At 51.4% G+C, this 12,773-nt stretch carries 13 protein-coding genes; 5 read left to right on the top strand and 8 right to left on the bottom strand.

The genetic code is table 11. The annotated features are described in order from the left end of the window. Positions 1–67 precede the first annotated feature (67 nt). The 6 genes from FW767_RS01005 to FW767_RS00980 form a co-directional block, all read right to left on the bottom strand. Complete coding sequence (locus FW767_RS01005) at positions 68–970, bottom strand: helix-turn-helix domain-containing protein (protein WP_121697972.1); 903 nt, start codon at positions 968–970, stop codon at positions 68–70. Positions 971–1,355: 385 nt separating this feature from the next. Then, positions 1,356–2,627, bottom strand: a complete 1,272-nt coding sequence (gene serS, locus FW767_RS01000; protein WP_121697973.1) for a serine--tRNA ligase — start codon at positions 2,625–2,627, stop codon at positions 1,356–1,358. A gap of 25 nt (positions 2,628–2,652) precedes the next feature. Continuing rightward, positions 2,653–3,102, bottom strand: a complete 450-nt coding sequence (locus tag FW767_RS00995; RefSeq protein WP_121697974.1) for a GatB/YqeY domain-containing protein — start codon at positions 3,100–3,102, stop codon at positions 2,653–2,655. Between the two features lie 89 nt (positions 3,103–3,191). Further along, a complete protein-coding gene (locus FW767_RS00990; RefSeq protein WP_205523759.1) occupies positions 3,192–5,774 on the bottom strand; it encodes a glycoside hydrolase family 2 TIM barrel-domain containing protein in 2,583 nt (860 codons plus the stop codon). A gap of 169 nt (positions 5,775–5,943) precedes the next feature. Further along, positions 5,944–6,723, bottom strand: coding sequence for a PEGA domain-containing protein (locus FW767_RS00985; RefSeq protein ID WP_121697975.1), 780 nt, complete (start codon positions 6,721–6,723; stop codon positions 5,944–5,946). A 29-nt stretch (positions 6,724–6,752) separates the two neighbouring features. After that, entirely contained in the window at positions 6,753–7,679 is a 927-nt protein-coding gene (locus FW767_RS00980; RefSeq protein WP_121697976.1) for a hypothetical protein, read from the bottom strand. Positions 7,680–7,783: 104 nt separating this feature from the next. Between FW767_RS00980 and FW767_RS00975 the strand changes: the two genes are divergently transcribed. The 5 genes from FW767_RS00975 to FW767_RS00955 all read left to right on the top strand — a co-directional run bounded on the left by FW767_RS00975 (position 7,784) and on the right by FW767_RS00955 (position 11,377). Further along, positions 7,784–8,086 (top strand): hypothetical protein, encoded by a 303-nt coding sequence (locus FW767_RS00975; protein ID WP_147438677.1) that lies wholly within the window; start codon positions 7,784–7,786, stop codon positions 8,084–8,086. Between the two features lie 346 nt (positions 8,087–8,432). Beyond that, positions 8,433–8,987, top strand: coding sequence for an NUDIX hydrolase (locus FW767_RS00970; RefSeq protein ID WP_121697977.1), 555 nt, complete (start codon positions 8,433–8,435; stop codon positions 8,985–8,987). A 36-nt stretch (positions 8,988–9,023) separates the two neighbouring features. Then, positions 9,024–9,548, top strand: a complete 525-nt coding sequence (locus FW767_RS00965) for a shikimate kinase (protein WP_121697978.1) — start codon at positions 9,024–9,026, stop codon at positions 9,546–9,548. Positions 9,549–9,562: 14 nt separating this feature from the next. After that, entirely contained in the window at positions 9,563–10,735 is a 1,173-nt protein-coding gene (locus FW767_RS00960) for a Rossmann-fold NAD(P)-binding domain-containing protein (RefSeq protein WP_121697979.1), read from the top strand. A gap of 3 nt (positions 10,736–10,738) precedes the next feature. Then, positions 10,739–11,377 (top strand): ribonuclease H1 domain-containing protein, encoded by a 639-nt coding sequence (locus FW767_RS00955; protein ID WP_121697980.1) that lies wholly within the window; start codon positions 10,739–10,741, stop codon positions 11,375–11,377. A gap of 145 nt (positions 11,378–11,522) precedes the next feature. Here FW767_RS00955 and FW767_RS00950 read toward each other — a convergent pair whose 3' ends face one another. Together FW767_RS00950 and FW767_RS00945 are read right to left on the bottom strand one after the other, a co-directional pair. Beyond that, positions 11,523–12,077 (bottom strand): porin family protein, encoded by a 555-nt coding sequence (locus tag FW767_RS00950; protein ID WP_205523758.1) that lies wholly within the window; start codon positions 12,075–12,077, stop codon positions 11,523–11,525. A 74-nt stretch (positions 12,078–12,151) separates the two neighbouring features. After that, the gene (locus FW767_RS00945; protein ID WP_121697982.1) at positions 12,152–12,613 is read right to left on the bottom strand and encodes a lipocalin-like domain-containing protein; all 462 of its coding nucleotides are present in this window, start codon (positions 12,611–12,613) and stop codon (positions 12,152–12,154) included. Between the last annotated feature and the right edge of the window lie 160 nt (positions 12,614–12,773).

Below are 12,773 nucleotides of genomic sequence, written 5' to 3'. Positions count from 1 at the left end.
CAGCACGGAAGGGCGGTTTTTATGTATAATCGGGCGGAATGCGTGTAAAATGCATGCAATCAGGTATTTATGAATGACGAAATTCAGATGGCGATACTCCGGTGATGTTTTTGAAGTATTTTCCGAAGGCCGACTGATTGCTGAAGTTAAGATCGTAGGCTATCTGCTGTATGTTTTTGCCGGAGTAGCGCAGCATGTTTTTTGCCTCGAGTATGACATACTGGTCTATCCAGTCCACGGCGCTGTGTCCTGTGGCCTCGCGTATGAGCACCGACAGGTATTTTGGGGTGATAAACATTTTTTCGGCATAGTACTTCACTGAGCGCTCCTGACAGTGATGACGGCTCACCAAGTCGAGAAACTTATGTACATAAGCCACTCGACGGCTTTGTGAGGCAGACAAGGTGCTGCCGGCTGTGATGCGGGTGCCTATGTTGAGCAGCTCATAGAAGAGTGCGGCGAGCAGATTGCGCGCTATGCTCTTGGTGTAAGGATTTCCGTCAGCTTCAAGTGCGGCGAGGTGGAGCGACTCAAACATGCTCCGCAGCATGCGGCATGCCCGAGAGTCGACCGGTACTGTAGGAGCATGGCTGAACGTAAGCACTTTCATGTTGATGACGTTGAGGTCAAGGTTTATGTCGTACATGAACTCGCGCGATATTAACAGCAGAGCCACATCAAGGGGCTGGCGTTCGTTGGTGACGGCTTTTACGAAGTGGTTAGGGCCTATGATGACGAGCGACTCGGGCGCTACGTCAAAGGTCTCCGTATTGACCTCGATGGCTCCCAGTCCTGACTTTACGATCATGATGCAGAAGCCGTCGATGCTGCCTATGTCGGTTATGGCATGGGTGGCGCGCGCCGGGGCGGAGATATAGGCGTATATGTAGCGGTTTTCGTAGTTGCTGAAGTCGGTGGCTATGCTCTTTATGTGGGCAAGACCTGATATGTCGAGGATATTGTTGTTCATTATAGCGACATTGTTTTTATTACAAATTTGGCATATTATGCTATTTTTTGCAACATCAAGCTGATATAGTGGACTAATTGACCAATTGTTATGCCATTTCCGCCAAAAAAAGTAAACAGCAAAAACGGATTAACCAAAAACGAGGTTGTCAACCGGCGACAATGTCGGTAGGGACGCCAGTACTACGGCGTCCGGCTGCGGCCCGTACGGGCCACAGACACCTACCCGTATGGCCCTACGGTTTCGCGGGCGCCGTACTACTGGCGCCCCTACCCGCCTTCTGCACTTAGCGCTTCGACCTATTATGTGAAAAGACGTCCCGAAACATATCGACATGCTCCGGGACGTACCAATCCTAATATATTAATGTGTGAAAAATATCCGGTCAGTCGATTATATCGAAGCCGGTATAGCGGCGCAGTACCTCGGGGACTATGATGCCCTCGGGGGTCTGGTTGTTTTCAAGAAGAGCGGCCATGATGCGCGGCAGTGCGAGAGCAGAGCCGTTGAGGGTATGGCACAGGCGGGTTTTCTTGTCGTCGCCGCGGTAACGGCACTTCAGGCGATTGGCCTGATATGTCTCGAAATTGGATACCGACGACACTTCGAGCCAGCGTTTCTGCGCGGCCGAGAACACCTCGAAGTCAAAAGTTATGGCCGAGGTGAACGACATGTCGCCTCCGCACAGCCGCAGTATGTGCCACGGGAGTCCGAGCTTGTCAAGCAGGCCCTGTACATGGGCTTTCATCTCCTCGAGGGCGGCATAGGAGTCCTCGGGGCGCTCGATGCGCACTATCTCCACCTTGTCAAACTGATGCAGGCGGTTGAGTCCGCGCACGTCTTTGCCGTAGCTGCCGGCTTCACGGCGGAAGCATGCCGAGTAAGCGCAGTTCTTTATGGGGAGCTGCGATGCGTTGAGTATGACGTCGCGGTATAGGTTGGTGACCGGTACCTCGGCGGTGGGTATGAGATATAGATTGTCTTCGTTGATATAGTACATCTGACCCTCTTTGTCGGGGAGCTGGCCTGTGCCGTAGCCCGAAGCTTCGTTGACAACGTAAGGGGGCTGTATCTCGAGGTATCCGGATTTACCCGCTTCGTCGAGGAAGAACTGGATAAGAGCGCGCTGCAGACGTGCGCCCTTGCCGATGTATACGGGGAATCCGGCTCCTGTTATCTTTACACCGAGGTCGAAGTCGATGAGGTTGTACTTCTTGGCGAGATCCCAGTGGGGAAGGGCGTCGGCGGGAAGGTCGGGCATGGGGCCGCCGGTACTTTCCACAACGTTGTCTTCGGCTGTCTTGCCTTCGGGCACCATGTCGCAGGGCACGTTGGGTATCGACAGGAGTATGTTGCGAATCTCGGCCTCTATGCCTGATAGCTCGTCGGCTATGGCTTTCTGCTCCTCTTTCAGGGCAGCTACTGCGGCTTTGGCTTTTTCGGCCTCTTCCTTGTTGCCTTCCTTCATGAGCTTGCCTATCGATGCGGCGAGACGGTTGAGCTCTGCCGCTTTGTTGTCGTTGGTCAACTGTGCCTGACGGCGTCGGGAGTCGAGGTCTATGACCTGTTGTATGGTCACAGTACCGTCATAGCCTTTCACTGCAAGACGCTCGACTATGCGTCGGGGATCTTCTTTTATTTGCTGTATGGTAAGCATCGGTTTATTGGTTTTGAGAGGTTCGTTAAGCCAGCAGTTCTTTTACTTTGGCGGAAATGGCGCGTCCGTCGGCTCGTCCTGCAAGCGCTTTTGAGGCTACGCCCATGACCTTGCCCATCTCTTTGGGCGAGGTGGCGCCTGTCTGCGCTATAATCTTGCGCAACTCCTCGGTGAGCTCTTCGTCAGACAGCTGTTTGGGGAGGTACTCTTCGATTACGGCGGCTTGGGCAAGTTCGTCGCCGGCAAGGTCGGCTCTGTTCTGGCTCTGATATATCTCGGCGCTTTCTTTGCGCTGTTTCACCATTTTAACAAGTATCTTCAGGGCGTTGTCGTCACTAAGTATGCCGTCGGCTCCCGGTGCGGTCTTGGCCTCCAAAAACTCTTTCTTAATGCCGCGCAGAGTCTCAAGACGCACGCGGTCTTTTGCAAGCATGGCCGATTTGATGTCGGCGCTGATTTTGTCAAAGAGATCCATTTTGTGATTAATTAGTACGCAAAATTACAAAAAAATACTGTTAATGCCGATACTACAGTGCGTTTAACTTGACGTTTTTCTACATGATTTTATAATTTTCGCACCTTTATGGCGGCAATAGCGGGATTGCCTTTTATCGGGCGGAGGCTTACGGAGATGCAGCCCTTGTTGTTGTCGATTATGTAGCGGCGTTTGAAAGCCGTGCGGTAACGGCCTCCATCGGCGGGCGAGAAGTCGGTCTCTACGGGATTATCATCGATGAGTATGTCAAAGCGGGTATCGTCTGACGATTGTTCAGACTCGGCCTTGTCGAGCAGGTTGGCAAGCTGCCGGGCTGGACGGGTGACGTCGGCCATAAGCAGCTCTACCTCATAGCGTCCCTCCGGGGCGTCGATGCGGTAAGCCACAGGGCCTTGCCGCCATGTCTGATACAGAGGTCCGTCGACGGTGCCGGCGATCTCCGAGGTCGTGCTGCGTTCCTCGCCCGAGGTGTAGCTCCATGCGCCGGGTGTGTACGGACGGTCAGGGAGCCATGTAAGGCCGGTGACGTCGGAAGTGAAGTAGCAGTTTGACCCGAGGTTGACGGCGAGTTCGCCGCTTGCGGCTTCGGGCATTGACAGTACGTCGAGCGTCGCGGCATCGGTGGCCTTTACGCCGTCAAGTGTGCCCTTGGCGGTAAGCACAGCTGTTCCTTCAGGCAGATTGATATTGAACAGGGCCTGTCGGTTGTCGGTCTTTTCGGTGGCTACCTCCGCGCCGTTGACCCGGAGAGTGACTTCGGGTGTGTTGGCGTACACTTTTATCGTGGCTGATCGTCCTGGCTCGGCTATATATGCGGGCATGTCGCGTACGGCAATGTGCACTACCGGTATGTCGTCGCGCCACATCGACTTGAAGTAATAGGCCACGTCTTTGGGTGTGCGGTCGTTGTAAAACAGCCCTTTGTTGTTGACCCGGGGCATCGACTCCTGACGTGCGGCCACATTGAAGTCGATGAAGTTCCAATACGTGGAGCCGTTGATCCACTCGGTGTTTTCGATGAAAGGCAGATAATGCTCTATATAACGCTGCTGGTACTCGATGCTGAAGTCAAATGCCTTGGAACGGTCAGAGTGCAGACGTCGGTCGCTGCCGGCTCCCCACTCGCTGATGATAATCGGATGGTCGGGATAGCGGGTGTGCTGGTCCTCGCACCAGCGGTTGAAGCCGTCGAGTTCGCCCACATACCAGCCATGGTACAGATTCCATCCTGCTACATCCTCAAGGTCAAGGCCTATCTCGTTGTATAGGTTGGTCATGTTGAATGCCATGACGCTGGCGCGCGAGGGGTCCTCGTCCTTGAGCTTCTTCTCAAGGCGTTGCGCCAACTTTACGGTGCGCTCACGGCATGCGGGCCATTTGGGATCGGTGACATTCGGAGCGGTTAGGAGTATCTCGTTCATGTAGCCCCAAGCTATTATGGAGGTGTGATTGTAGTGCTGACGTATCATCTCTATGAGGTTGACCTCGCAGTTATCGTCATAACCGGGAGTGTCGGGCACTATGTTGACTATGGGTATCTCCTCCCAAGCGAGCAGTCCGAGCCGGTCGCAGGCTTCAAGCAGGGCGTCGTCCTGCGGGTAGTGTGATATGCGTATGAAGTTGCAGCCTATATCTTTCATCAGCCTTACGTCGCGGCGGTGGGCTTCGTCGGCAAGCGCTACGCCAGAGGGCCATTGGTCCTGATGTCGGTTGACGCCGCGCAGTTTGTAAGGTTTGCCATTGAGCGAGAAGCCCTTGTGTCCGTCAAACTCAAACCAACGGAAGCCGGTGTGGTGGGTGCGCGAGTCGAGTATGCTGCCGGTCTTGGCGTCGACAAGGGTGGTCTTGACGGTGTAGAGCAACGGACTCTCGGGCGACCACAGCGCGGGTGAGTCGATTTTGCGTGAGAGTGTGGTGAATTCGGCGGTTTCACCGGCTTTTACCTTTTTCTTTTGTGTCAGAGTCTGTAGCAGTTTTCCTGCGGGATCGGATATTTCGCTTCTTACTTCAAGAGTGGCGTCGGCGCGGGAGTCGTTGGAGACTTTGCCGTGCACCTGTACGGTGGCGAAGTCGTCACAGACCTCGGGAGTGGATATGAATATGCCGTCGGATCCGTAGTCGTTCATGGCGAAGTGGCGGTCGGGTACGGTGACAAGCCATACGTCGCGGTATATACCGCCCCAGAAGGTGAAGTCGGCCGATATCGGGGTTATGTCGGGGCGGTCGTTGTCGACGGTCACCTCGATGAGGTTGTTTGTGCCTACAAAGTCGGTTATATCGGTTATAAATGCGGAGTAGCCGCCGTTGTGCGAGCCGGCTTCACGGCCGTTGACTTTTATGACGGCCGATTTGCTTGCAGCGTCGCACTTGAGGTAGTAGCGCATGCCGGGCGTCACGGAGTCCATGGCGAGTCGGCGGCGATAGTGAGCCTTGCCGCGGTAATAGTCGCGGGTGGAGTAAGCGTCATGATTGTAGGTGTGGGGCAGGTTGACATGTTGCCATGACTGCGCGTCGGGAAGTCGGAATTCCCAACCGTCGTTTATGGTTTTTTCGGTTCGTTGTCCCGTCATAGCGGGAATACAGCAAAGTGTCAAGGCGGCCGCGAGCCATATGCGCGGCGACAGGAGTTGTGATTGATTCAGTGTGAACATGGGGCAGCCTGTTTTGAGTAATGTGATGTATTTTACAAAAATAGTTATTATCTCGGACTTAATAACGGAATATTATTTTTTAATCGAGCTTTGTCATGACGAAAAACCGCCGCTACATGCGAGGCATGCGCGGCGGTCAGGCTATCGGGCGGCGATGGCTCGGCCCGGCCTATTCTCCCTTTTCAACCAGTTCAAAGAAACCACTTATTTCTTGCTGGTCAAGCGCTTGACGTACATTGTAGCGCTTGATTTGTTCTTCATAGCCTTTCTTGGATATCTTTATCTCTATTGTCACATTTCTTGAGTTCTCATAGGTCAGGCCGGGAATGCCGAAGCCTTTGGTCTCTTCATAAGGGGTATTGGTGAGATATACCTCATTGGTGTTCTTCACCTCTGCGGGATTGGCTGAAATCACGCGGTAGAATATGCGTGCGCCACGTGGGTCTGAGTCGAAATACCATCTGATGATTGATTGCTCCATTGTAGTTTTTCCGGCTTCGTCGCGGCTCACTCTGGCATCGGCTTCACCTGCGGGTATTGTGGGGTCTTGTCGATATATCTTGCGCTTTGCCTCACGCTCGGCTGCCTCTTCCTGCACCCGCTGCATCGCTTCCTGTGCCCGCTGTGCGGCCAACTGGTCTTTTTCAAGTTTGCCGTATATTATAGGTCCTTTCTTCATTTCTTTCTTATCAAGCGATATTATGACCGTTTTGTTTTCGTAACCCTCTTTCTCGAAGCGGAATATGATGTTTTTGTTTGTGAGTTTGGAGTCGATGCTTATTATGGCCGGAGTGGTATGGGCCACCAACATGCCGTTCATATAGACGGTGGCTCCTTCGGGGTCTGAGACAACGGTAGCCTCATAATCTTTCGCATTTGCGTCGGGCGACATGGCGAGCACAACCGTGAACGCCGCCATCCATGTTTTGAATAACTTTGTAATCTTCATAATGATATGGTTTTAGAATAAAAATAAAATTACTTCTTTTCTACAAGTTCAAAAAATCCGCTGATTTCCTGCTGGTCGAGCGCCTGTCTGACATTATAGCGCTTTATCTGCTCCTCATAACCGCGCTTTGTGACTTTTATCTCGATTACTACATCGGCCGAGTTCTGGTATGTCAGGCCCGGTATGTTAAGTGACTTGGTCTCTTCGAGAGGGGTGGTCGTCATGTAGGATTCGTTGGTATTCTTCACCTGCTTAGGTATATTGGAAATCACGCGGTAGAATATTCGTGCCCCGCGTGGGTCGGAATCAAAATACCACCTGAGAATCGTTGCGGGAGAGTCGGACTCTGATTTATTTTCCTCCGTATAGGACGTCATATAGGCGCTCGGATTAAATTCCGCCATTATGACATCCTCCGATACACGGGGATAGGGTGGAAGGCTGCCTTCAACCCGAAAATCATAGACTAAGGTAGGAACTCCATTCTCCAGATATACAATGGCATAGTCGCCGTCCCTGATGTCAGCCATAGGCCTCATCTCATAGATTTCGTCAGTAATCTTGGTGGTCATCATCGGCACATCGTCGAGATCGGTCTTCGAACCCGAATAGGCGCTTGTCTTCATGTAGGGCAATTCACGGTTTTTCTTCTTTGACTTCAAGGATACCATCTTCCAGCCCTGTACTGAAAATTTACTCGGGTTGAACACATAAAAGATTGCCGATGACTTTGGAAGGATGGTGGTTGACTGCTTGCCGTCAATGACAAGACTTGAGGTGAGTTTGGCGCCATAAGCCGCCAGCAGAGCTTTGCCGGAAGTTTTGGTACCCGTTATCACGGCTCTGGACACAGGAGTGATGTCTCCCTTTGAAGTAGGGACAAATACTTCCTGAGAAAATAGCGGACATGCCATGACCGTCAGTGCCATGAACAGTACAGATAACTTGATTTTCATTGGTTGTGTTGATTGGTTAGTATTATGTGATTTTAATATTGATGCATGGATGTGACGAAAACTCCGGAAGAAAAGGGTTCTTTCGGTCATTGGCAAAATCACAAATGGCAGAGATTGAATGGATAAACGCAGGACTCTCGTTAGTTTCATCAATAGCCGCAGTGCCTCGGTCATCCTCTCGTCGGCATTCTTTTTTTACAAAAAAAAGCGTAGGAATCTGTATCTGTTACCGTCCTTCTGTTGGAGGCTTCTCGCATTGCCTTTCTCTGTTGGACGGCAACGCAGAAGCCCACGCTTGTATATGTAATCAGGACTTCCGGACAATATTTCTCCCGAAATATCGTGCCGAAAGCATATATTACATATCCACGGGCATCTACCGTTGCTCAACCCTTGACAGAGAGTGAAATTTTGCGAGAATTTCCAACAATCAAGAATCAGCGCGGATAAACGCTTTCTATATATGTTCACAACATACCGCTCCACTTAACCCCGGCCCGAGGCTTCTGCAAGTCGGTCTGCATCGACAAATTTAAATATAAATTCTGATATTACAATCAATTCTGTCGAAAAACATGATGCAACGCAGGTAGACGCATCTACAAGGTCACAACCGTTGCCTCTACGAGTCGCAGCACGCATGTCTCCGGCCGGTCATATCGATAATCCTGATAGGATTAGTATCGTTCAAATAAATTTGGCATTGCCCTCGACTTATTCGTATCTTTGCAATTACTCAACAAGTTCTACGACATGGATGAAAATGCAAAATGCGAGATACTCTCGTCGGAATACCTTATCAGGCGCCCGTGGCTTACGGCGCGGCGCGATTGTATAAAACTGCCTGACGGGGTGGTTAACGACGAGTATTACGTGCTTGAATATCCCGATTGGGTCAATGTCATAGCCGTCACCGACCGAGGCGAGATGGTGATGGTGCGTCAGTACCGTCACGGGCTGCAGCGTACCGACTTCGAACTGTGTGCCGGTGTGGTGGAGGATGGGGAGGCGCCGATTGATGCCGCCCGTCGTGAACTTCTTGAGGAGACAGGTTATGCCGGAGGGGTGTGGACCGAGGCCATGGTGCTGTCGCCCAACCCGTCGACATCGACCAATCTCTGCCACTGCTTCGTGGCGGAGAGGGTAAGCCATGTGGCGGACCAGCATCTTGACCGCACGGAGAGCATAACGGTGCACTTGTTTTCGCGCGATGAAGTGTATGGCATGCTGTGTCGCAACGAGATAATACAGGCGCTCATGGCGGCTCCGCTGTGGAGGTGGTTTATGAAAGAGAAGCACGGATTGTAGTCTTGATATACCGATTGATGTATTTATTTTAGTATTATGCGACCGATATTTCTTATAGGCTACATGGGGTGTGGTAAATCGACGCTCGGACGTATGGTGTCATCACTGACCGGAATTGATTTCATAGACCTCGACAATTATATAGAGGGGCGTTATCATGCTTCGGTGTCGCAGCTTTTTGCCGAACGCGGCGAGCATGGATTTCGCGACCTTGAACGTGCCATGCTTCATGAGGTGGGTGAATTTGAGGATGTCATAGTGGCTTGCGGAGGAGGTACTCCCTGCTTCTTTGACAATATGGACTGGATGAATGCTCACGGCACGACTGTGTTTCTTGATACGTCGACCGACAAGCTCTTTGCCCGGCTTAAACGCGGACGCCACAAACGACCTCTGATTGCTGACAAAACCGATGACGAGTTGCGTGAGTTTATCATCACGGCTCTCGACGGGCGTATGCCTCATTACTCCAAGGCGGCCATAGTCTTTAAGTCGGATCTTATGGAGTCGGAAAAGCTCGCCACAGGGCGCCGATTTGTCGAAGAATTGAATATACACTAAATATGTGACCGTTTATGTTGTCTGACACATCCTATACTCCTCAGCCGCAGGACGCGGCCGTGATGACAAACTTCCGTAGGCTTACCATCGGTCTTCCTTCGTGCTGCGATGCGGGAGAGCGGCGTTTTCCGCTGACTCCGGAGGCTGTAGCCGTGCTTACCGATGCGGGTTATGGCGTAAGGATACAGGAAGGTGCCGCGCGGGTCATACATTATACAGATGCAGCTTATGTGAAGGCCGGAGCTGAAATCGGAAGCCGTGAAGATGCTTTGTCATGTGACATTGTCATTGCTTTGGCGCCGTTAAGCGACCCCGATATACGGAAAATGCGTCGCGGCTCCATGCTGCTGTCATTGCTCAACGAGAGCCGCCAGTCGCCGCAGTCGGTCAACCGGCTTCTTGACCGCCATATAATAGCTGTAGCTATCGATCTTATCACCGACCGTCGTGGCAACACTCCGTTTTATGACATACTGTCGGAGATTGACGGACGCGCGGCTGTTGCGCTCAGTGCGTCATTGCTTGCCGATCCGCTCCACGGCAAGGGCATATTGCTCGGAGGTGTGGCGGGCATAGTGCCTTGCGAGGTTACCGTCATAGGGTCGGGTATAGCTGCCTGTGCCGCCGCGTCGTCGGCTCTCGGGGCAGGGGCCATGGTGCGCATGTTTGACAACGATGTATACCGTCTGCGTGAAGCTTCTCGCTCTGTTCCGGGCATAATAACTTCAGCCCTTCATCCTCATGTCGTGGCCAATGCATTGCGTAGTGCCGACGTGGTTATAGCTACCGAGATGCCGTTAAGCTACAGGATTGACGCCGACATGATAAATGTTATGAAAAAGGGTGTTGTCATTATGGATCTTAACCATGACCGCTCGCCGATGTTTCCTTCTTTGCCCGAGGCTGATGTGTCGTCATCGCCGGTCGACATCGGTTCGGGCCGGCGCGTATGCTATACTGGTATCAGCAATGCCGTGCCCCGCACCTCCGCGATGGCTCTAAGCAATACGTTTCTGTCGCTTATGCACGACATACTTTCCTGCGAGGGTATTATCAATACGGTCAAGATGCGTCCCGGACTGCAGTGTGCCGTCTATACGTTTCACGGCAAGGCTGTGAATAGGCGCATAGCGCGCATTGCCGGAGTCAGGGCCATGGATATGTCATTGCTTTTAAGTTGTTCGTAAGTTATGGAGACACGTAAATTTTATGTAGTGTGGGCCGGACGCGCCCCCGGCATCTATGACTCGTGGGAGGAGTGTGAGGAGCAGGTACGTAATTTTCCCGGGGCACGTTACAAGGCTTTTCGTTCGCAGACCGATGCCACGGCTGCGTTTCGCGGCGACAGTGACAGCGAGATGTATGCTCTTCGGGCCATAGCCTCGCGTCAGGCTCCACAGGTAGACTACAGCGAATTTCCTGAAATAAAGCTCGAAGCCATAGCCGTCGACGCTGCTTGTGCGGGCAATCCCGGCCGCATGGAGTACCGTGGCGTGTGGGTGGCTACCGGCGAAGAGATTTTCCGTTTCGGACCGGTCGATAACGGTACCAACAATATCGGTGAATTTCTCGCGCTCGTTCATGCACTCGCATTGTGCAAGCAGCGCGGGTGGAATTTTCCTATCTACAGCGACAGTGTCACGGCGCAGGCATGGGTGCGCAACCGCAAAGCCAAGACCACCCTCGCCGACAATGCCAAGACACACAATCTGCTGTCGCTCGTGCGTCGGGCCGAAGCATGGCTTGCCACTAATACCTATGTCAACCCCGTTATCAAGTGGCGTACCGAGATATGGGGTGAAATTCCCGCCGACTTCGGTAGAAAATAGCCCTCCGCTTCTGATTGATGTCACTGTAATTGTAAAATCCGGTTGAAGTGTTATTACCGGCGTCCCTACCTTTACATTGACCCGATAAAATAAAAAGAGCCTGCGGCCAAGTAGACGCAGGCTCATGCAAGAGTGCTTACGTTATTTAGAAATTGTATCCGAGAGATATGGCAAGGTTGTTGTATTTGGGATCAGCGTTGTCAAAAGCTTTTGTAAGGCCGAATTGATACTGGATGCCGACGAGAAATTTGTGGAAGGTGTAGCCGGCACCTACGCCGAGACCCATCTGGAAACGCTTGCCGTCAACTTCGTCTTTAAAAGCGTCGCCCGCTATTCCGAAGTCCAGATAGGGACCAAAGTTTACCTGAAGTTGTGATGCCTCGGCAAAGTTAAGACGATAGGATGCATAGACGGGTATCTCGATAAATTCGGCAGAACCGTCCTTGACACCTTTTCCTGTATAAAAAATACCGGAGTTGACCGAGAAACTGTTTACGATATTCCAGTCGGCTGAAAGTCCGGCATGGAAACTGGTCCTTGAATCCACACCTGAAGGCATATCGGTCATTTTGGCGATGTTAAGACCGGCACGAACACCGAGAGTAAATTGCTTTTCGGCGGATTCTCCGTCCCACAGAGTCTGAGCCGACACTCCGAGAGCGCATACGGCTGCAAAAACGGCAAGAAATAACTTTTTCATAATCATGAATTTTTGATTGGTTAATTGAAATTTATCGATTGCTTGATATAGATAGCCGAAACTATGTCATATGTTTAATCTGCGGAGCTTATTCTTTTGAATTTAAACGATACATAGGCTTCATAGTGGCTGCCGTCTTCATTAAAGCTTGCATAGGATTCGATTTCGAGAGTTGTGGCGGTAAGCGCTTTTACAGTAGCTGAATATGACTCCTCTTCATCTTCGTCAAACATGGTCAAGGTGCCCTTTTTATAGCTGTATGTGCCGTTTTCGTCGTTATACCAAGAGCTGCCTGATTTGTAATAGCGGTTATAAGTGCCGTTGGCTTTGAATTCATAGCGAAGGTCACCGTTATAGTCGTCGTCTTCGTAAACGATCTCACCATCTTCCTTTTCCCATTCGGTGCCTTCGACAACTTCCCACATGCCTACGAGTTCTTCGGTCGAGCCGGGGCCTTTGTCATCGTCAGAACAAGATACAAGGGTAAGCGACATAGCAAGTACACTTAAAAATAAAAACTTGTTTAAAAATTTCATAGTTGTTTATTGTTTATAATGATTACTGCTGCAAATTTATAACAAAAATTACCCCCCCCAATTTATTAACACTTGTTGTGTATATTTAACATTTTGCGTAGCCGGTAAGATATAGATTTGCCTCCGCCATGTTTACTCTCGCTCGGCAAAAGCCAAGTTT

Origin of the sequence: Heminiphilus faecis, assembly GCF_008728965.1 — a bacterium.
In the GTDB taxonomy this organism is placed as follows: Bacteria; Bacteroidota; Bacteroidia; order Bacteroidales; family Muribaculaceae; genus Muribaculum; species Muribaculum faecis.
The sequence above is the reverse complement of the archived record's forward strand: the minus strand, read 5'-3'. Positions and strand labels throughout refer to the sequence as shown.